The sequence below is a fragment of the Candidatus Binatia bacterium genome (assembly GCA_029248525.1).
GTDB lineage: Bacteria > Desulfobacterota > Binatia > UBA12015 > UBA12015 > UBA12015.
The window spans coordinates 520296-541319 of the sequence record JAQWJE010000049.1 but is presented as its reverse complement, the minus strand read 5'-3'; the positions used below and the strand labels follow the sequence as shown (position 1 = coordinate 541319).

Annotated in this window: 17 protein-coding genes; 5 read left to right on the top strand and 12 right to left on the bottom strand. The window is 59.9% G+C overall.

Annotated elements, in window-relative coordinates:
• Nucleotides 1-3: 3 nt before the first annotated feature.
• Together P8K07_14905 and P8K07_14900 are read right to left on the bottom strand one after the other, a co-directional pair.
• A complete protein-coding gene (locus P8K07_14905) occupies nt 4-468 on the bottom strand; it encodes a hypothetical protein (GenBank protein MDG1959810.1) in 465 nt (154 codons plus the stop codon).
• On the bottom strand, nt 465-5252 hold the full coding sequence (locus P8K07_14900) for a choice-of-anchor B family protein (GenBank protein MDG1959809.1): 4788 nt from the start codon (nt 5250-5252) through the stop codon (nt 465-467). Before P8K07_14900 ends, P8K07_14905 begins: the two co-directional genes overlap by 4 nt.
• Nucleotides 5253-5411: 159 nt before the next feature.
• Between P8K07_14900 and P8K07_14895 the strand changes: the two genes are divergently transcribed.
• Complete coding sequence (locus P8K07_14895) at nt 5412-5840, top strand: hypothetical protein (GenBank protein ID MDG1959808.1); 429 nt, start codon at nt 5412-5414, stop codon at nt 5838-5840.
• A 128-nt stretch (nt 5841-5968) separates the two neighbouring features.
• On the opposite strand, the gene P8K07_14890 is transcribed toward P8K07_14895, so the two are convergent.
• Together P8K07_14890 and fghA are read right to left on the bottom strand one after the other, a co-directional pair.
• Nucleotides 5969-6694 carry an SIMPL domain-containing protein gene (locus P8K07_14890; GenBank protein MDG1959807.1) on the bottom strand — a complete coding sequence of 242 codons (726 nt, stop codon included), beginning with the start codon at nt 6692-6694 and terminating at the stop codon, nt 5969-5971.
• Between the two features lie 134 nt (nt 6695-6828).
• Nucleotides 6829-7674, bottom strand: a complete 846-nt coding sequence (gene fghA / locus P8K07_14885) for an S-formylglutathione hydrolase (GenBank protein ID MDG1959806.1) — start codon at nt 7672-7674, stop codon at nt 6829-6831.
• A gap of 82 nt (nt 7675-7756) precedes the next feature.
• Between fghA and P8K07_14880 the strand changes: the two genes are divergently transcribed.
• Nucleotides 7757-9265 (top strand): glutamate-5-semialdehyde dehydrogenase, encoded by a 1509-nt coding sequence (locus tag P8K07_14880; GenBank protein ID MDG1959805.1) that lies wholly within the window; start codon nt 7757-7759, stop codon nt 9263-9265.
• A 12-nt stretch (nt 9266-9277) separates the two neighbouring features.
• Here the strand turns inward: P8K07_14880 and P8K07_14875 are convergent, their stop codons facing one another.
• The 6 genes from P8K07_14875 to pilM form a co-directional block, all read right to left on the bottom strand.
• Nucleotides 9278-9934 (bottom strand): hypothetical protein, encoded by a 657-nt coding sequence (locus P8K07_14875; GenBank protein MDG1959804.1) that lies wholly within the window; start codon nt 9932-9934, stop codon nt 9278-9280.
• Nucleotides 9935-10002: 68 nt separating this feature from the next.
• Entirely contained in the window at nt 10003-12306 is a 2304-nt protein-coding gene (gene pilQ / locus P8K07_14870; protein ID MDG1959803.1) for a type IV pilus secretin PilQ, read from the bottom strand.
• A complete protein-coding gene (locus P8K07_14865; protein ID MDG1959802.1) occupies nt 12303-12728 on the bottom strand; it encodes a pilus assembly protein PilP in 426 nt (141 codons plus the stop codon). Before P8K07_14865 ends, pilQ begins: the two co-directional genes overlap by 4 nt.
• Nucleotides 12725-13357, bottom strand: a complete 633-nt coding sequence (gene pilO, locus P8K07_14860; protein MDG1959801.1) for a type 4a pilus biogenesis protein PilO — start codon at nt 13355-13357, stop codon at nt 12725-12727. Before pilO ends, P8K07_14865 begins: the two co-directional genes overlap by 4 nt.
• A complete protein-coding gene (locus P8K07_14855) occupies nt 13354-13926 on the bottom strand; it encodes a PilN domain-containing protein (GenBank protein ID MDG1959800.1) in 573 nt (190 codons plus the stop codon). The genes pilO and P8K07_14855 overlap by 4 nt, the downstream gene beginning before the upstream one ends.
• 14 nt (nt 13927-13940) lie before the next feature.
• Entirely contained in the window at nt 13941-15002 is a 1062-nt protein-coding gene (gene pilM, locus P8K07_14850; GenBank protein ID MDG1959799.1) for a type IV pilus assembly protein PilM, read from the bottom strand.
• Nucleotides 15003-15323: 321 nt separating this feature from the next.
• On the opposite strand from pilM, the gene P8K07_14845 reads away from it, so the two are divergent.
• Nucleotides 15324-17606: a DUF3604 domain-containing protein gene (locus P8K07_14845; GenBank protein MDG1959798.1), complete on the top strand. Its 2283-nt coding sequence runs from the start codon at nt 15324-15326 to the stop codon at nt 17604-17606.
• On the opposite strand, the gene P8K07_14840 is transcribed toward P8K07_14845, so the two are convergent.
• Both P8K07_14840 and P8K07_14835 read right to left on the bottom strand, forming a co-directional pair.
• The gene (locus P8K07_14840) at nt 17603-18226 is read right to left on the bottom strand and encodes a hypothetical protein (protein MDG1959797.1); all 624 of its coding nucleotides are present in this window, start codon (nt 18224-18226) and stop codon (nt 17603-17605) included. The genes P8K07_14845 and P8K07_14840 overlap by 4 nt on opposite strands.
• Nucleotides 18227-18306: 80 nt before the next feature.
• Entirely contained in the window at nt 18307-19047 is a 741-nt protein-coding gene (locus tag P8K07_14835) for a pyridoxine 5'-phosphate synthase (protein MDG1959796.1), read from the bottom strand.
• Between the two features lie 79 nt (nt 19048-19126).
• On the opposite strand from P8K07_14835, the gene P8K07_14830 reads away from it, so the two are divergent.
• Nucleotides 19127-20263: a galactokinase family protein gene (locus P8K07_14830; protein ID MDG1959795.1), complete on the top strand. Its 1137-nt coding sequence runs from the start codon at nt 19127-19129 to the stop codon at nt 20261-20263.
• Nucleotides 20260-21018, top strand: coding sequence for a nucleotidyltransferase family protein (locus tag P8K07_14825; GenBank protein ID MDG1959794.1), 759 nt, complete (start codon nt 20260-20262; stop codon nt 21016-21018). Before P8K07_14830 ends, P8K07_14825 begins: the two co-directional genes overlap by 4 nt.
• Nucleotides 21019-21024: the final 6 nt, after the last annotated feature.

Genomic DNA, 21024 nt, shown 5'->3' with positions numbered 1-21024 from the left:
CCCTTAGAAGTTCCAGGCCGGAAGCACACGAAAACCGCCAGTCGCGATCAGCAATCCAGTCATGGCTGCGTAGATCAGCGATCGACGCATCGAGCCGATCTTCCATCCGGCGATCAGATGGGTGATCGAAGCACCAAGCAAATAGATCGCGTAGCCGATCGCCACCGCCGACATCGCCGGGACCCCCCAGCCTCCTAGCGACGTGACCAGAGCCATGACACCAAAGGACAAGTTGGCGAACCCTGCTTCCCATTCGAAAAACTTCCGGTTGGCAAATCCCAATTCGCCGGGCTCGCCGGTCAGCGATCCCGCGAAAACGATATGACGAAGAGCACTCACGAGTCCCAGGGTCCCGACGGCGAAAACCATATAAGCGGAGAGTTGCCTTGCCGGATCCGCGCCGCCGAGAGACATACCCACGAAAATCGCTACGAAGACAATGCCATTCAGAACCCCCTGCGCCGTCACGAACAGCTCGCATTGATCTGCTGATCATCAAACTGGTCGCAAACCATCTCGAGATCGAAAACCCCCTCCATCATCTGACAACTATGACAGGCCATCTTCTTGGCCAGACAACTGGCCACCGCGCCTTCGTCTCCGGCAGTTGCACAACTGCCCCCCAGAGAATCCTCGACAAGGGCGCCTGCCGTGTTGCACTTCTTAATCAGCTGCAATTCCAGCTTGTCGACCGATGCGGCCACGCGACCTCGCGCGTCTTCCTGCACGTTGCCCAGACATCCGGAAATCCGCGTCTGTGCGGCCATTGGATTTTCGCGATCAGCAGTTTCTTTTTTTACGCAGCTGGTAAACTCCTTCACATTCATCTGCAAAATCTTGTCGGCAAACTTCTGAGTCGTCAGCTGACATACCGAACGTGCCTTGGTCGCGGAGTCACGAGCACTTGCAATTAGCGAACCGGCATCCGGTCCAAACACCGATGCCATCGCCTGCGCCACTTCTGCCGCACCGGCCGCCACCAACTCGTCAGCCTCGCGGTATCCAAATGTCGGGATATCCGTGCATTTCGCAGCCTGCACGGCATCGAGTCCAGCTTGCAGTTTGGCTATCTTCAGCCGTCGATCCTGCAATAGGCAGGTGTCGATCACCCCAGCGTCGATCTTCTCCCGCGAAAGATCCTTGGTGCAACTCTGATTCTCCTTGGACTGAGCTATCGCGAGTTTGCTCGCCCAGATGGCGCTCTGCGACAAGCACTTTCTGGCGGCCTTGGTCAGCGGTTCTTCGATTGTACAGTTGGTCGAACAACCATCGAAACTCGCCGTGTTACCGTCATCACAGGATTCGCCCGAAAGCGTATTGAGCACGCCATCGCCACAGACGGCCAATGTGCAATCGACATCACAGCTCGCGCTCGGACCAACATCGTCGCATGCCTCGCCTGCCGTTGCATTGACCAAGCCGTCGCCGCAGGCAGCCAGCGTGCAATCCGCATCACAGGTGGCGCTTTCACCACCATCATCGCAGCCCTCGCCAAAGCCCAATTCTCCATCACCGCAGACAGCTTCCTCACCTTCGCCCACAATGGAAAGCGTGAGTGCGGCGGTTCTTGTGGCCTCATCTCGCGCGGATACGGCAGCCGTCGTCTGCAAGATCACACCGCTGGAAACGGAGACATCGTCGATATACCAACCCTCACCCGACATGCTGGTGTCCGTAACCGCGCGGAATCGAATACGCGCCGACTGGCCGTTCCAATCACTCAAATCCAATTCCGAAAGAACGTAGCCGTTACTGGCTCCGGAAAATGCCCGCCGGCCGCCGATCGCGCTCTGATAGGCCCCCGAAATCTCGTGGGTATATCCGCTCGCTGTGAACTTCTCGGCAACATCGAGCCATGGTCCGCCATCAATCGAGACTTCCACGACACCGCCATCGTAAGTCTGTTCAAAATTATAGTCGTGCCAGAAACGCAAAGTAGCTCCGACCGGCAACGACAGGACAGAATTGATTTGCAGGTACTGGTCGCTGAGCCCATCTGGCGCCGTTGCAAACCAGGACTGTCCGGAACCTTCCCCTGTACCCACGCAGCCGGGATTGGCCAGGTCGGGGCGCAGCAAAGCAAGTCCTTCGATCGCCATCACTGCCACGATGCCGCTTTTGAAATAAGGATAATTACTCCAGGCCCCTGAAAAAATCGCGCTATCCGAATCCGGATAGACGTCAAACGAGGCTACTTCGCAAAGATCCATTGTCGCCAGATCGCCCAACCGCAAAATCCTCAGACCAGAGGTGTAGTTCGCCAAATAGGCAAAATCACCCTCGACGTAGAGGTTATGATCAATCGCATTGCTGTTGCCCAGAAACTCACCCGTGAGCGCGGGGTTCTCCAGATCCGCGACGTTCAGAATATAGGTCTTGGTCTTATGGCCGGCCTGCTGCTCATCGAGTTCGTCATCCAACAAGATAAAACGCTGCGATTTCGCCAAACCACCCTGATGCGAATACGCGACGCCCGAATAGGAAAATCTCGAGATTTGCGTCGGAGCCGATTTGTCGGTCACATCCACAATCGTGAGCGTATCTTCGTTGTAGGCAAAACAGATTTCGCGTCCGGTATAATCCGTATCCGGTCCGTTATACACCACGCATTGTACATCGTGAGTATAGCCATCATCGGCAAAACACCCGGCCCCGGTCGGGTTGGCCGGGTCCTGCAGATCGACCATATACAAACCACCTGCGCAGATATTCGCACCAACGACATAAGCGAAGCCGGTCTCCTCATTGATCGCGATATTATGCGCGTTTCCGAAGGTACTTAGATGTGCGGTTTCCGAGAATTGCACGGGCGGGTTTGTCACCGAACGAAGCTGCTTCAGATCAAAAACCTGCAATCCGTGATTCGATGCCTCACTGACGATGAAGGCATGATCTTGATAAACCCGGATATCGCGCCAATCGCTGTTGCTCGTATGCGTCGGTAAATCCCCGAGATATACAGGTGCAGAAGGCGTGCTGATATCGATAAAGCTGGTACCACCGGCACGCCCCATCAGAACATATTCCTGCATGGTCACGGGATCTGTCCAACCCCAACCATCATTGCCATCGCCGCCGCCGATGGCACTCATCGGGAAAAAATATTCCAGATCAATATGATTACAACTAAATACGCCGGCCTTGCCGCCCACGCAGGGCGTCGCCGGGACCGTGGTCGTGGGCACCTTGGATTTGGAGCCGCCTCCCCCGAACGGTTTTGCGCTGCTCAGCTCCCAATCCGCAGTGCCAACGCCATGCGCCGTCGACCATAGCGCAGGACCAACTTCCATATCATCATCGAAAAGAACTCCGCCGCCCCCCGGCACCAGTACGTCGACGCTGAAACTGCGCCCTGCCGAGCTCGCCGCCGAGAGATCAAAGGTCGGCCAGGTGATGCTGCCGCCGGACAAACTGCCTCCATTCGACGCAGACCCGGCCACGTAAGCTGTCCCTGCCGGGACCTCGGCGGTTGCCAGAACATCGACCGCCGTGCCGGCAGTTTCGTTCCCGATGAGCAACGATAGTTCCAGCTCCTCGCCACTCTCAGCTGGATCGGGCGTGCCCCCATAGGCGAGAGTCAAACCACCACAATCCGAACCGCTGAAAAAACCGCGTTCGCAGGCCGCACTGCGGATCACTCCGTTATTTGCGCCGCCATTGATCTCGACGTCGGCCTGCAACAGTGCATTGGCGGCATCGATCATCGTCGCATTACAGGGCAGGGAGAAATGATGTTCGAGAACCAATTTATCGAGGACGGCCGCGCCGAGAACGGGATGCATTCCCCAGAGAAAAGTCGACCAGATTTCGCCATCAGCATGCACCTGCCCGACAAGGTCATCGGGGTATTTCTTGTCGCCATCGATCCGACGCAAGCATGGAGGGGAAGTGCTGGAGTAGCTCGCCCCATCCCACTCTCCGATACAAGCCGCGTGCGCGGCCTGATAGGTCGCATCCCCGACATCGTGGTAGAAGCTGCCCGCCAGATAGTCGCCGAAACCTTCACCCATAGCGCCCATATCGCCCCCGCCCCAGCAGCCGTTCTGGTTGTGCTGGATGGCATGACCGTATTCGTGAGCAACGATGTCGGTGTCCTCGGCGTCATCGACTCCCCCGTCACCCATATGGATCGCGTCGTCCGCGGTGGAGTAAAACGACTGGTCTTCATCATCCCAATGCGCGTTCGCCAGGCTTGGAAAGTCCCGGATGCCATTGGCCGGAGGGGTATCGTCATCAAAACCCAGACTGTGCATATACTCCTGAATCTTGTCGACCGTGAAGTAAACCGTAACTTCCTCAAAGCGCTTATCGTCGCGCGAGTAATTGTAGATCCGGCTCGGTTCATTGGCGAAGTTCCAGTCTTTGCCACCCGTGTGCGTCACGTCGACAAATTCGCCCTTGAGACGTCCGGTTCCGTCATCGAGGCGTTCCAATATGACAGAGACGCGCTCGCCATCGAGGAACGCGTTGGTCGCGTCACCATTATCAGACTCGGTCGTCGTGCCGCTGGTCTGATAGGGATTGGGCCGGTAAACGAAACCCTCACCCGAAGCGAAGACCAGTCGGTTTTCCTGAAAGAGGATCTTGCCGGTATGCGCATCGACGACGACAAGAAAGTCGCCCAGCGGCTCAGCCGCATAGACCCATACTTCGTGAGCAATGCGCAACCCTCGCCCCGCCTGCGGAAACCACACTCGACGACTCTTGTGTGGTAACCGTTTCTCGGTCATCTCGACGGCCGCTTCCGCGATGGAGACCGCTTCGCGTTTGACGATCGGTGCGGCGATCGGACCTGCCGTTGGGCGAACTTTGTAATTGGTATGAAAAGCATTCACCGACCCATTCTTGCCCTGATGCACCGAGAGGCGGGCGCCAAAGATCGGGATTCCACGATGCAATTGGCGGAAACGCGTATGGGCAGAGGCAAGGCCGCGGCGCGTATCGACAGTCTCGACATCGGCCAGGTTCGCCTCCATTCCGAGGGCACCCGCATAGTGCTTCAAAAAGCCCCGCGCGGAGAGTTCCGGCTGCGCGAGATTCCCTTGATACCGACAACTCCGATAATCCCGCCGGGCCTCGAGATCGAGCGTCTTCTGGTTGGGCTGACCCGCGCAGGGCAGTCGCAAATTGTCTCCGGGATGACGTTGGGCCGAGGCAACAGGCGGCAAGGCCAGTGTCAGAAAGCCGACCACACACAGGCAGCGGATAAAGTTTGAAGACAAGGGGCGGCCGACCTTTGTATGATTGCGCATAGATTTCGCCAACAAAGCATGGTTACGGAGTGCCGCCTAGCGAATTTCTTCAGGTGGAAAAATCCCTGATTCTGGCCCCAATCCCGGCCGAGGAGCCCCCCCTCCCATCGCGGTCTAATTTCCATTGCACTTTCCGAGCGAACCTTTTAGGTCTTTTGCATGCCCACTTTACGTCAGGTTCTCGGAGCCAAGGTCCTTTTTTCGTTCTTTTTCCTCTGCCTTCCCCTACTTTTCCTGCCCCTCAGCGGGTTTCAGCTGATCGGCTTTCCGACCTACGCCCCTCCGGCCGAGTTCTTCATTCGCCTTCTCGGCGCAACGTATTTCGCGCTGGTGGTTACCCAAGCCTGGTCGAGCTTTGATCCGGCGCGTCGCAAAGGGGGCCTGATCGCTGCGATGACCGAGTGCCTCGCGACCACCCTCGTCCTTTGGCACTTCGTATTTTACGGATACCTCGAGACCTGGAGGGTCGTCGGCAAGATGGTGGTCATGGCTGGCGGGTTCCTGACCCTCGCGTTCCTTCTCCTTCTGCTGCTGACAGGCTACCGAGCGCTGTTTGAGGCCGCGGATACACCCGAGAACGCCAACTGAGAACCCACCGCAGAAACTCGGTTTACGACCAATGCTACCGAACCAAGCCGAAAACCGAGGTCACCGGCGCAAGGGCCAAAGATCGTCGCCAAACACAGACCCTGAACCAAAGCTTGCAGCCTGAGCGCTCAGTCAGCGCTGATCGCCACGCGGATCCGTGCAGAGGCTCGAATCTCGATATCACCCGACTCGATCGGTGGGGCGCCGGTTTTGGCCTCCGCGGCCATCGAGCGCGAGTACGCAATCCGCGGCGCCGGTGATCCGCCCCCTTCTTGCTGAATCTCGATAACCTCACCCAAGCCAATGCCGGCGCCGGCGGCGGCCGCCGTGGCATAGGCACGCGCCTGAGCCACAGCCTGCGTCAAGGCCTGCTGCTCGAGGTCGGCGCGCTTGCTGGTATCGAAACGCAAGCCCGACACCGAGGTGACCCCCGTGCTGACGGCAAGCCCGAGGACTTCGCCGACCCGCGCCACCTCATCGATCCGGACCTCGATGGTGTTTCTCGCCACATAACCGCGCAGGGTGCGTTTCCGATCCTGCCAATCGTATTCTTCCTGCAACGAGTACGATAATGTCTGCAAGGCATCGTCCCCCAGACGGGCGCCTTCAAGCGCCTGCATCGCGGTCCTGGATGCTTTGGCAACAGCTGTCTGAGCGGCGTTGGGACGAGGGTCGCGCGCTTCGATAGCCAGCGTGATGAACGCCCGATCCGGTGCGACGGAAATGACTGCTTCGCCTCTGGTCTGGATCGAGGGTTCCGAACCCCCGGTGTTGGTGACCGCGGTCCCGCATCCCGCAAAAAGGAATGCGCCCATCAGCCAGCCGGAAAGGTGTCGAAAACTGCTTTTGACCATCAAACTATCTCCTATCGAGGTTTGCCCGAGCTGTCGACGGAGGAACAGCCATGCCCCGGCGGACTCGATCTCGGACGCCTGTGGCACGAACTTATTCGATCCGTTTTGCGTCTAGCGAACCCGCATCCAATAGCTCAGGCCCGCAGCGCCTCCGCATGGTGCCGGATATGATCCCCGATCAAGGTCTTGATGAAATCGTATCCATGACCGTGCCCCGGGTGGCGCCGCAGTTCCAGCGGATGCCCCGCTGCGGCACATGCTGCCTCGAGAAGCTCCGGCTTCAATTGTTCATCCAGATACTCGTCGGCGTCCCCCTGATCGATCAACAGAGGAAGTCTTTCCTTCGCATTCGCGATCAACTCGCAGCTATCCCACTCGGCCCATGCCGCACGATCGTCGCCAAGGTAGGCCGTAAACGCCTTCTGTCCCCAGGGCACCTCGCTGGGCGCACAGATGGGCGCAAAAGCGGAAACGGACCGAAACCTGCCCGGATTTCGCAGAGCGCACATCAGAGCTCCGTGGCCGCCCATCGAATGACCGGCAATCCCTTGCCGACCCATATCCGCAGGCAATTCCTCCCCAACCAACCGAGGAAGCTCGTCCATTAGATAGGAATACATCCGATAGTTCATGATCCATGGCATTTCGGTGGCATCGAGATAGAAACTGGCGCCCGTGCCGAGGTCCCAGGAATCCTCCTCACCCGCGATCCCCGCCTCCCGCGGGCTCGTATCCGGAGCCACCACGAGAAGCCCGTGTTCGGCGGCATATTGCTGAGCTTCCGCTTTCACCGTGAAATTCTCGGCGGTGCAGGTCAGGCCCGAAAGCCAGAAAAGAACCGGCACGGGGCCGTCTTTCACCTGCGGGGGCAGAAATGCCGAAAAAGTCATCTGTGTGCCCGTCTCGTCAGAAAGATGGCGAAGGTATTGCTGTTCTCCACCGGCCATTTGCTCACTTGAAACCACTTCCAATGCAGCCATGAAGGGGTTCTAAGCATGAGAAAGCCGGCGCGCCAGCCCCCGGAGCGCTTGACGCGGGCCACCACCATCACGAAGCTGGCACATGGCTGAACTGCAGCAACTGGAAAAGGTGACCGCCGGCGAGCGTCTCCTCGTCGGTGGCGATCGATTTGCAACCATCTCCGAGGAACTTGCCGCCGCCTTCCAACCGGGAGACTCGATCCTGGTGGTCGAATCGAGCGGTGAAGTCCTGCACCTGCCGCAGGCCGAAAGAGCGATCGCTGACAATGCGGTGCAGCGCGCGAGAAACGCTTTCGCGCAAATGGGCACGATCACCGATGAACGGATTACCGCGTTCTTTGAGGAGTTCGCCAACCGTCTCGAGGACCCCGCCGTCTGGGAGCGCGTCCTGAAAGTCAATGCGCGGGATCTCGAGCGTGCGCAACAACGTGGTCGCTCAACGACTCGGCTTATCGCCGATGACAAACTTCGACAGGGCATGATCGAGGGACTCCGAGGATGGTGCCACGCCACGAGCCGTCGGGGCACCATCCTGGAGACGATCGAGCATGAAGGATGGAATGTGGACCTCGTGGGCGCCGAGCTCGGCGTCGTCGGGTTTGTTTTCGAGGGCCGCCCGAACGTTCTCGCCGATGCCACCGGTGTTTTGCGCAGCGGGAACACGGTCGTCTTCCGCATCGGCAGTGATGCACTGCAAACCGCACAATGCCTGATGTCGGAGGCGTTGTCGCCCGCCCTGCTGGCCAGCGGTCTGCCCGAAGGAGCCGTCGTACTGATCGAAAGTGCAGCGCATGCTGCGGGTTGGGCCTTGTTCTCGAACCGTGATGTCTCTCTCGCGGTCGCCCGAGGCTCCGGGCCTGCTGTGGCGACTCTGGGATCTCTGGCCCGACAGGCAGGTGTGCCTGCAAGTCTGCACGGCACGGGTGGCGCCTGGATTGTCGGCAGCAAGACAGCGACCCCGACCTCCTTCGCGGCCGCGATCGAGGCATCCCTTGATCGAAAGGTCTGCAACACCCTGAATGTTTGCTGCATTCCCGAAAACTGCATCCCCGATCTGCTCCCGTGCTTTCTCGAAGCTTTGGAACGGGCTGGAAGCGCCCGAGACCAATCCTTCAAATTGCACGTGGTCGCCGGCGATGAAAAATGGCTCCCCGCCGAGATGCTCACCAGAAAAATTTCCGTGCGACGGGCCACAGGCGATCAAACCGAGTCTCAAATCGAGGCCTTGCCGGAAGCATCTATAGGACACGAGTGGGAATGGGAAGAAACACCGGAAGTCACTCTCAAGATAGTCTCCGGATTGCCGCACGCGATCGAGCTTTTCAATCGCCATAGTCCACAATTCGTCGCCAGCCTGATCAGCGAAGAACCCGCCGAGCATGCTCGATTCTTCCAAAGCATCAACGCGCCATTTGTGGGCAACGGGTTCACCCGTTGGGTCGATGGGCAATACGCTCTGAACCAGCCCGAATTGGGACTCTCGAACTGGGAGAACGGACGACTGCTGGGGCGGGCCGCCGTCCTCTCGGGAGACAGCGTCTATACAGTGCGGGCGCGCGTTACCCAGCGCGACCCTAATCTCAGGCGCTGAACTGCGCGGCGATCACCCCGGAACCAACTGATCAACGGTGAACGTATAGCCCACTTCATTGGAGCGATACTGCTTGCCCACCTCCGACCGGCCATTCGCGGTCGTATAAACATTCAACTGGTAGGGTAGGGCCGGCAGGACTGATTCGTTCTCGCGAAGAAAATCCATGATCGTCGCCGGTACAAACTGTCCGACCATTTCCACGTAGACGAGATTCGGCTGGCCGCTCGGTCCCGGCAGAGTCGAAGATGCCGCCGGAACCTGAAAACCGGTGACGATCTGATGGGAGGGAATTTGCACGGATGATCCCGGTGCTTCGTAGCGAATATCGATGGTACGGAGGTTCATCGCCAGTTCGGTCAGATTGTTCTCTACCCCCAGATAAGCACCACAAGGATCACCCATTGACCGATTGCGATCGGGGAAGAACCTGAGCTGGTCAAGGTAAAGAGTATAGGAATTATCGACGATCGCGTTCGACAGGCTGACTTCCACACAGGTGATCGTCGACCCGGAGATCGACTCGGGACCACGCCAGATGCCCGTCGCATTCAGGACCAGGCCATTGTCGCCATCGCCCCCCCCGCCACAGGACGCTGCCAACAAACCGCTGGCGATCAATGCCAGAAAAGCCCCCGAAAATTTCTTCTTTCTCGTATTTCTCATCATGAACTCCTGCCCGGCAAACGCTCACCGAAAGCGCGATTCCGAGCCCGGCGATATCGCCTGTGGGTCGGCTAGGGGATCGTCGAGAGCGGCGATGTCCCCTGCATTTCAGGTGCGAAGATTTCATAAGCGCTTCGGTCGCGCTCACGCCAGAGATCCGCAGCGGACGGAAGTTCTGCCGGTGCATCCTTACGCCAGACCACGCGAGGTGTGATGAAAACCAGCAGTTCCTGCCGAGTATCCTGAGTCGCCTGATTCTTGAAGAGCCATCCCAGAACCGGGATATCCTTGAGCCAGGGAACACCACCCTCAACTTTCTTCGCCCGCTGGCGGTATACGCCACCGATCACGACGGTTTCCCCGTCGCGCACCAGAACCTGCGAGGTCGCCTGTCGGCTGATCTCGTTGGGAATCCCGTCCGTCTCGGCAGAACTCGGGACGCTGGATTTCACAAATAGCTGGAGCAGCACATAACCATCGCTCGAGACCTGCGGTGTCACGCGCAGGATAATCCCGGTATCGATCGCCTGAGTTGCTGTCGTATTGGATCCAGCCGAGCCACCCGGGCCGGTATTGATGACAGTCCCGGTACTGGGGAGTTTCACACGAAGAATCTCGAGGCTCTGAATCTGTGCCTCGCGATTGTTCAGCGTAATCACCTTGGGCCGAGAAATGACCTTGCCTTTGCCGTCATTCTCGATTGCGGTGATTTCTGCGTCGAGCTTCGAGGTGCCATCGAGCGAGCCCAGGACCAGCCCCAAAGTGCTGCCGGCTCCCGCTGCGATCCCCTTGGCGGGAAAATCGACCAGAATCGGCGCCCCGTTTGCGGCGGAACCCGCCGGGCCTGCTCCACCAACACCGATGCGACCGGGGAAATTCTTTCCGGTCGGATTTCCGGTTTCCGGGCTCGCAACATAGGAAGCACCCCAACGGACACCCAACTCACGAGCCGTCTCGGAGTCCGCCTCAAAGATCAAACCCTGAATGGCCACCTGCGCGGTCTGGACATCGAGTCGGCGCACCAACTCTGCAGCGCTCGCCACACCATCGGCCACATCACGAACAATAATTGTATTGGTCGCTTCGTTCACCATCACCAGGCCGCGGCCCGAAAGCATGCCGCGGCGATTCCGCGCGTTCGCTTCATTTGAGGATGCTGCGGAGCTCCGCCCCCCCCGCAAGATACGGGCGATTTCATTGGGGTTCACATAATTGACGCGAAGGTAAGCAGTCTTCAATGGTTCGAGTTCACGACCGGCCTGCCGAGCGGCCAACCGCGCCTTGCGCTCCTGCTCCAGTCGCTTGGCAGTCGAGACCACCAGCACATCGTCGTAGGAGACCATCTCCAGTCCAGTTGATTTCAGCAGAATATCAAGGGCCTGGTCCCAGGGGACGTCGTGCAAAACAATCGTCACCCGTCCGGAAACATCATCCGTTGCCACGATATTCCGCTGCGCCACGTCGGCAATGATGCGCATGACATTCAGGATGTCCGCATCCTTGAACTCGAGGGTAATTCGCTTTCCTCTGTATTGAGGTACGGGTTCGGGATCAGGCGCCAAACTGGCCACATTACGCGGCACCGGAAGTGCGCGCGGCGGCGCAGTCGTAGCCGCCGGCGCCGGAGCGGCAGCCGGCCGTAAAGCCTCTTTTTCGATTTCCCGAATCGCGGCAAGCTGCGGATCCACGTCTGTCGGAACCACCGGAGGTGTTTCCTCGACAGCGCGCAAGAGAACCGGCTCGGGGGCAACCTGCCCGTCGGTTGCAATGGCGAGCACCAGAGCCGCACGAGCGCTGGCTCCCGGTGGTGGGTCCGTGACGGCAAATACCGTGCGCGACGGGGCCCCGATCGGCTTCGCACCGACACCCATTACCAGAGAGCTGCCCTGATCTTCCCAGAGACAAGTTTCTTTCGAATCAGGAGACAGTTCGAAAACGACCCGAAGCTTTTCGCTATAACGACCAATACGGAAACGAGGCACCATGGCGACGCCGGTCTCTCCCTGGTCCTGTCCGGCCGAATCCCAAACTTCTCCGGCGATATCCGCGACGCAACGAGGAGGATTCTCCAGCGAAAAAGACCGAATTTCATCGGGCGTGCGGGAGAACTGGACAACCACTCTGGCACCCTCCCGATCGCCGGCCGCCCGCATATCGACCACACGCAGACCGCCTTCCGGAGCGAAGGGGCGAGGGACAACCGGGGCTGTCCCTACCGAAGAGGCCATGCGTCCGTCGCCGGGATCGGCTGACACCACGCCGGCGCCCGAAACCTCGGTGCGATACTCGCGCGGCACCGAAGAGGTCTGCTGGGCGCTGCAGCCCATCGCGACCATCGCGGCCAGGCTATAATAGATTATTTCTTTGCCCATCATGGCTGAAACTCGCTCTCGTCGGACGCCAGCACCATCACAATTTCCTTCCGGTGCCGCTCGCCGATGATGTCGGTATGCCACTCCTCCACAACCACGCCCCGCTCCCGAATATCCTTAACAACGCCACCGTTTCGACCAATCGGCGTTCCGGGCGTCAAAATGAAGCCCAAACCCGAACTGTCTTCCACCATCGCACGTGGCGGCTCCACCCGAGAAATGATTCCGACCAATTTCAACTGGCCGATCTCATACCGTTGCAATGGCGTGAGGGGCGTAATCGGATCCGGCTTGGCCGTTCGCATCATCGACAGAGGGCGGAAGGGATCTCTTTTGCCTTCGCTCTCGTATTCGGCGGCTGCACCCGAGGCACTCAATGGCACCAGAGCCAGACAAGCCACAATCAGAAACAGGCCCCTCATCATGACCTTTTCCCCGCTTTCCCGCCTTCGATTTTCCCCTCTTCGGCCAACTTCTCGCGCTCATCCTCACTCAAGAATCGGAATGTGGTGACGCGGGATCGTGCCTTGAGCAGAAGTTCTCCGCTGTCGATCTCGGGATTCGTGACTGCAATATTGGAGACATTCACGATGCGATCGAGCCGGCCGACCTCGTCAAGAAACGCAGCGACCTGATGATAGGTACCCCGCACTTCCATTTCGACGGGGACTTCCGCATAAAACTCGCGATAGACCTCGGGACGTTGGCGAAAAACAAGAATATCCAGACCTGAATCGCGACCGAGAAGTGAAATCGAACTCAGCAGGTCCGGAATCTCCTTGCGGTCGGGAAGCTGGGCCATGGCGGTCGCCAAGGCGGTCTCGACGTTACGCAACTCGGCGTCCTTTTTCTCTCGATCCGCGGTCCGGGCCTCTTTCCGAATCCGATCCTCCCGCATATCGGACACCCTCTGGCGGAGTTCCCGAGTCTCGACGATTCGCGGGCCGACAACAAAGACATAATAAAAGACCAGGATCAGCAGCGGCAGACCGAGGATCAAACCAACCTTCTGGCGAGGCTCCAGCCCAAGGAAACGCTCGATCCAATCCGTCACGAGGAAGCCCCCTCGGCGGACTCGGCCGTCGGTCCGGGCCCGACACCCGCATAGGCGACCTGCGCCCGAATCGTAAATTCCTTCAACTCGGCCTGACCTTTCTCGAGGTGTTTCGTCTCGACAAGATCAACGCGGGAAAAATACGGTGATGTTTCCAATTGACGCATGAAAAGCGCGATTGTCTGGTTATCCAGGCCCTGACCTTTCAGAACCACAGACCCGTCACTTTCACTCATTTCGGTAAGCCACAGGGCATCCGGCGTGGCTGCACCCAGATCCTCCAGAACATATACCGGCCCCCGACGTTGCCGTTCGAGAAGATCGATCGTGTCCCGTTTCGCCGAAAGTTCGCGCAGCCGGGCCTCCGTCCGCAGCGACTCCTGATAACGTTTGTCGAGTTCGGTCAGTTCGGCGCGATTTTGGCGCACCTCCGCCTGTACGTCGGCAGCCTGAGTGCGGGTCCAGATCTCGGCCAGAAGAATCACCGCCAGGAGTCCCACCAGAGCGAACACGACAAAGCCCTGATCGCGCTGGCGCGTCGCCGCTCGGCGCGCCTCTTCCCGAGGCATGAGATTGATCCGAATCACGCGTCGCCCGGCCTTCGGGCACCCAACCCGACGGCGACCGCAAGCGCGGGCGCCATCTCCTGCAGCACATCCGGGTCCAGATTCCGACCGATCTGAACGCGAGCAAACGGATCGACCATCTCTACCGGAATATCGAGTTGCTGGGTCAGCCCCTCGAGCAAGCCCGGCGTGCGGGCACCGCCACCAGCCAGATAGACCGCCGCCAGAGGATCATCGCTGCCGGTACGGCAGAGGAAATTCAGCGCCTGAACAATACCTTCGCCGAGGTCGTTCGCCCCGCGTTCCAAAATGGGCAAGGCACGTTCCGCAACGGCCGCCCCGAGATCTTCTCCGGTTTGCAGGCGCTCCGCTTCTGCGTAGGAGATTCCGAGCGAACTGACGAGATCATCCGTAATCGCGCCGCCACCGGCCTGCACATCACCGGTGGTCGTCGAAGTTCCATTATGAAGAATATTGATCGACGAGTACCGCGCGCCTATATTGACCAGAGCCACCGTTCGATTCTGATCGGCTGTTGGCGAGCCGTAGTTGAGCAGGAACATATTCTCGAGAGCGAAATAATCGACATCCACGATCGATGGCTCCAAACCCGCCTGTCGGATGGCTCCGGTGAAACCGTCGAGGATATCCTTGCGAACCGCGACCAACAGAACCTCGGCCTGAGCATCCTCATGGCGCAGGACCTGATAGTCAAGATTCACGTTCTCGAGACTTTCGGGAATGAAATTCTGGGCCTCGATCATCAAAAGCGTTTCGAGATCTTCGTCGGGACGTAACTCGAGCAAGGCTTTTTTGATAATCACCGCCGGCCCCGGAACCGCCGTGATCACCTGCCGTGAAGAAACCTTCAGGTTCTCGACAAGGCGACGGATCACGTCCGAGATCGCCACGCTATCCTGAATCGTATTGTTGGCCAGGGCACCTTCCGGCACGGGCGCGAGGCCGGCGCGCACGACTTCAAAGGCATCCGCTGAGCCCCGCACCTCCAGCAACTTCACGGCGCTCGAGCCGATATCGACGACCACCAAACTGCCACTGCTCGCTGTCAACCGCGACAAGCTCTGCCGGACTCCTGCCAGAAGTCCCGATTGTCGCGAAGGTTCCCTCTCTACCAAAGCACCCCACCTGACCCGGCCGCTCGCCACCAAGGCGACGAGCTCGCCGCTTCCTCATCTGCTGGATCGCTACGTGCCAACCGCAGCCCACGCAGGATGGCCTTGCGGCCGAGGGGTGTCAATGCGCGGCCGATAAATTTCCCAGAAAAATCCGAGACTTTTCCCGCCAGCAATCCGCATGGCAATTGCGCTTTCCGCCCTGCCTTTCCGGCTTTCCGCCCGCGCAATCTTGCGGGGACGCACGGAACGCCATAGACACGGCTGGTGAGAAAAATTCTCCGCTATATCGTCCTCCCCATGGGCCTGCTCGCAATGGCTCTCGTCGGGCTGACGCTATTTCTCTCCGAAGGGGTTACCGGGAAGCTGCATCCCCGCGGAACGCCGGGGCAGAGCCCGCTGCCGCCCGAACACGTCGCCGCGCGGGCGCAGGCCCGCGTGCTGGCGAACGAGGAACTCGACGCAGAGAACTCTCGCCAGATCTTGTTCGGAGATCTCCACGTCCACACGACTTTTTCCGCCGATGCTTTCGTTTTCAGCCTTCCCCTGATGCAGGGCGAGGGTGCTCACCCCCCAGCGGATGCCTGCGATTTTGCCCGCTTCTGCGCCGAACTCGATTTCTGGAGCATCAATGACCACGCGGAATCGATCACCCCGCGCCAATGGACCGAGACCCGCGAGTCGATCCGCGAATGCAATGCCGTCGCCGGAGATTCGCAAAACCCGGATACCGTCGCCTTTCTCGGCTGGGAGTGGACCCAGAGCAGCCCGGAATCATTTGCAGGGACGCATTGGGGTCATAAAAATATTCTTCTGGCCGGAATCGAGGACGACGAGACACCTACCCGCCCTATCGGGGCCGGTGCCGGTGGGCTCTTTTCGCAAGTCGAGATTCCCGGATTTGTCTGGGCGGTCATCCGCGCCGGACTGGCCGCGGGGGATTTCCCCAATAATCTCGGGCCTTATCTAGATTTCAATCAGTGGGCCCGGGAAGTCCGGGGCCTCGAGGCCTGCCCGCAGGACGTGCCCGTCCGCGAACTGCCCCCGGACTGCCTTGAAGGGGCCCCAGATCCTGCCGACCTTTTCGCCAAGCTCGACGACTGGGGCTACCCGGCATTGGTGATTCCGCACGGCACCGCGTGGGGCATCCACGCGCCGCCGGACGCCGACCTGGGAGAGCAGCTGAAAAACGGTCAGCATGACCCGACACGGCAACGACTTTTTGAGGTCTATTCGGGCCACGGCAACAGCGAATTATGGCGCGACCTGCGAGACACCGAGATTGATGCAGACGGCCAGGTCAGCTGTGCTGAGCCGCGTAATGGCTACGAGCCCTGTTGCTGGCGAGCCGGCGAGATCATTCGCTCCCGCTGCGAAGGCCTCTCGGAAATCACCTGCGAGGAACGGATCCAACAGGCACGACGTTGGTACCTGGAACTGCCCGGGAACCTGGCCAAGGAGGTCGTCCCGGGTGCGGTTCCGAACGATTGGGGAGAATGTGGACAGCTCGCGGGGACCTTCCTGCCTGCGATGGAATACCGACCAAAAATGAGTGCCCAGTACGGGCTGGCACGACGGCCCGCGGGGGCCGCGTCTACCGACGCGGAGGCCTTTCGCTTCGGCCTCATCGGCTCCAGCGACAACCACAAGGCCCGCGCAGGGGCCGGCTACAAGGAGATCGGCCGAAAAGCCTTTGGCGATGCCTACGGGCTCCGCGATGACTGGCATAACCGTCTCAAGCCGGAACCCGAAGCGCCCAGCAGTCGCCCCGTGCCGCCGGAGGAAATTCGCGGCAGCATGCCGTTTGCCGATCCCGGGGCCGAGAGAAATGCCTCGTATTATTATACAGCCGGCCTGGTCGCGGTTCATGCCGACGGTCGCGATCGAGGCTCGATTTTCAACGCCCTCGAAGCCCGCCGCACATACGGTACCAGCGGCCCGCGTATTCTGCTCCACTTCGATCTCGAGAACGGACCCGATGGCCTGACGCCGATGGGTAGCGATGTCTCCTTGCGCGATACGCCGCGATTTACCGTGCGAGCGGTGGGAGATTTTCGTCAACTCCCGGGATGTCCCGAAATCACCCGCGATCGCCTGACCGCCGCAAGGCTCCGCGACCTTTGCCTTGACGAGTGCTACCACCCTTCCGACGAGCGTCATCTTGTCGACCGGATCGAAGTGGTTCGCATTCGACCACAGCAATATCCCGAAGAACCGCTTCAGGATCTCGTGGAAGACCCCTGGCGCGTTTTCCCCTGCCCGCCCGATGAGGCGGGATGCGTTATCAGCTTCGAGGATTCGGAATTTACGGACGAGGCACGAGAGACGGTCTACTATGTCCGCGCGTTGCAGGAACCCACGCTCGCGGTCAACGGCGACCCGATGCGCTGCGACCGGGACGATGACGGCACTTGCCTGCAGGGGAATCTCTGCCCCGCCGCAGGTCCCGATGCCGACCCCGACGACCCCTGTCTCTCTCTGGTGCGCGAGAGAGCCTGGTCCTCCCCGATCTTTGTCAGACACGGGGGCGAGGGCTCTGCTGAAAACTAGTCCAGAGGCACCGCGGCGAGCATCGCCTCGATGGTATCGTCATGACAGTCGCTCGGGGCGCTGCCTCTTTTGGAGAAAAAACTGGTCGCATCCGAATCACGACCGGGAATAATTCCATCAAAGATCGGCTGGTCGAAGAACGAACACAGTACCTTTTGGCCCATCGTGAGGCGGACCACCATGGCTCTCTGGGCGGGCAGAAGGTCGATCTCGTGAGTGCGGCTGACAAAGATGACCTTGTTTTTCTTGAGCAGAAATTTATGGACGAAGCTCTGCCCCGCTGGAGCCAGTTTATTCTTGTATTTGTAGAACGGGGACTTGCTATCGCGCGCACGCCAATAGGCCCCCTCATAGGGCCCCGTGCGAATCGTAAAGGAGTTTTGCTGACCGGCCGCGGTGAAGATCTCGAAGGTCACGCCTGCCGTGCGTGGATCATCCGGCCCGCCGATCGCAGGAAAGGGGAGCTGTTCTCCCTTGGCCACGAATATAAGTTTTTGCACCGAGCCGCGCCGCTGGTTGAGCCGCAACTTGATCGCATCCATGCCTACCCCGTCGTCAGCGAATACGGGGGGGGCGGCGATTACAATTAGAAGAGAAAGTACCAGAAATATTCGATTCATGATCGCCACGACTTTAGCCCAACCGTCGCCGACTGCAGAAGAGAGAATTTGCAGCGCCGCACTCCGGCCCGCGAGAACCCTCAGGAAACCTGAAGTTTCTCGAGGTACGCCCGCACGACCGTCGCCAGACCGTGAAAGACCGCCTCGCTGATCAAGGCATGGCCGATGGAGACCTCATCGAGGTGCGGCAGGCCGGCAAATAATTCCAGATTCGCCAGATCGAGATCGTGGCCGGCATTGATCCCCAGGCCCAACGCATGGGCCTGCTCGGCGGCCTCGGAGTAAATGCCGAACTGGTGAGCTCCGGCTGCCCGATCTGCGGCAAATGCCGCCGCAAACGGCTCCGTATAGAGCTCGACTCGATCCGTACCGATCCCGGCCGCCCACTCGATCGCATCCCGAGTGGGGTCCACAAAGACGGAAACTCGCATCCCGAGACTCTGGAGTTCGGCGATCGCACCCGCGAGCTCTTCCCGCGGAGTATCCACCGGCCAACCGCCCTGACTGGTGATCTCGCCGGGCAGAACCGGCACCAGAGTCGCCTGATGGGGGCGGATTTCGCGCAATAGAGACAAAAAGTCGGGACGGAGGTCGCCCTCCAGGTTCAACTCGACGTTTTCCCGATGCGGCTTCAGAAAGGCCGCGAGGTCGAGGGCATCCTGCCGCGTAATATGACGCTCATCCTGTCGCGGATGCACGGTAATCCCCGGGGCCCCCGCCTCGACACAGACCCGGGCCGCGCCCACCACGCTGGGCACCTGGCCACCACGAGAATTCCGCAGGGTCGCGATCTTGTTGATATTCACACTCAGCTGAGGCATCGGACTCAGACTAACCGGCTTACCGATGAGTCTCCAGCTCGAGAAAACTTCTGACCGTTGTCGCACCCAACTTCGGCAAATGACGCAAGAAGGGCCCCTACGGGTTCTTTTTGCGCCGTATCGGATTTGTCCGATTGGTGCGCATATCGATCATCAGGGGGGAACCGTGCTCGGTCAGGCCATCGATGTCGGGACGACACTCGCCTTTGTTCCTGACGACCGCCCGTCCCTACGCTTGCGCAGTGCCAACTACCCTGACGAAGTTCACGTAAACCTCCGCCAGAAGGAACCGCCGGCCACTCTTTGGGGCCGCTATGCCTGGGCGGCCGCACGCGCCTGCGAAGACCAGCTGCCCCGCTCCGCCCGGGGTCTGCAAGGTGCCGTCGAAGGTTCGCTTCCCGGCGGTGGTCTCAGTTCCTCGGCCTCTTTTCTGATCGCCCTGCAGACCGCGTTATTATCGGTCAACGATATCGAACTGTCTTCGCTGCAGCGCGTCCATATGGCACGGCGTGCCGAAAACGAGTTTGTCGGGCTTGCGTGTGGCATTCTCGATCAGGCCTCCATTCTTGGTGCCAGCAAAGGCCACCTCCTTTCGATCGACGCCAACCGGGAAACCTGGGAGCCCATCGCACCGGGGCCCGGCGTCTCTCGCGCCAAATTCCTCGTCTGCTTTTCCGGGGCCGAGCGCCAGCTCGCCACCAGCGGGTTCAACGATCGCGTGGCACAATGTCGCGAGGCCGCGGCCGAACTCTCGCGCCTTTCCGGAAGCTCGGCCACGACAACTCTCGGCGCTCATGATGATGCAGTTTTCGCCCGATATGGTGATCAGTTACCGGGGGAGCTGCGCAAACGCGCGACGCATTTCTTCACCGAACGCGAACGTGTCGCGCAAGGAACTCGCGCATGGAAAGCTGGCGACCTGACCTCCTTCGGTGCCGCCATGCGGGGCTCATGCGAAAGTTCGATTCGTAATTTCGAAGTAGGCTCGCCCGAATTACTGACGCTGCAGGAGATCCTCGATGCAACCCCCGGTGTTCTGGGTTCGCGCTTCAGCGGTGCCGGTTTCGCCGGCTGCGTGCTCGCGCTGGTCGATGCAGTTACGGCCGAGGCTTGTCTGGAGTCGGTCCGCGAGGCCTATGCGCGGGCCTGCCCGGCTCTGAGCGCCCGCGCAAGGTTCTTTATCGTAACCAGCGATGATGGAGTTCGATTCTCATGAAAGTGCTCGTTCTCGCTGCAGGTTTTGCCACACGCCTTCGCCCCCTCACCGACAAGACCCCGAAGCCCCTTCTCGAGGTTGCCGGCCGGACCATTCTCGACCGCATGCTGGATGATCTCGCAGCGACCGGAGCGATCCATGAGGTTTTCCTCGTCACAAACCATTCTCATCACCACGCCTTCCTCGAATGGCGTGACCGGCGGTGCCACGAGGATCCTCGTCTTCCGATCAAGATCCTCGATGACGGCGCCACCAGCAACGAGAACCGCCTTGGCGCCGTTCGGGATCTCGGAAGCGCCGTCGCCCATTGGCAGCTGGCCGGCCCGCTCCTTGTCGCCGCAGGCGATAACCTCTTCGATTTCAACTTCGATCATTTTCTGCAAGACCATGCAGGGCATCCGCGCTCGCTGGTCCTCGCCTACCCCGAGAGCGACCCTGTGAAGCTCGCTCGTTCCGGTGTCGCAACGCTCGACAGCGATGGACGCATCCTTGCCCTGGTGGAGAAACCACCACAGCCCCGGGGACAATGGATTTGCCCGCCGGTCTACCTTTTCGAGCAGGACGCACTTGCCGAGCTGCCGACCTTCCTCGATCAGGCACCCGATACGGATGCCCCGGGGAACTTCGTGGCCTGGCTGGCCGAGCGCAAACTGGTCTGGGCACACCGAATGCAGGGGGCACGTTTCGACGTCGGCAATCTGGAGAATTACCATGCCGCTGCCGACTGGCTCGCGTCTCGAAGCCGGGAACCCTAAAGCAGA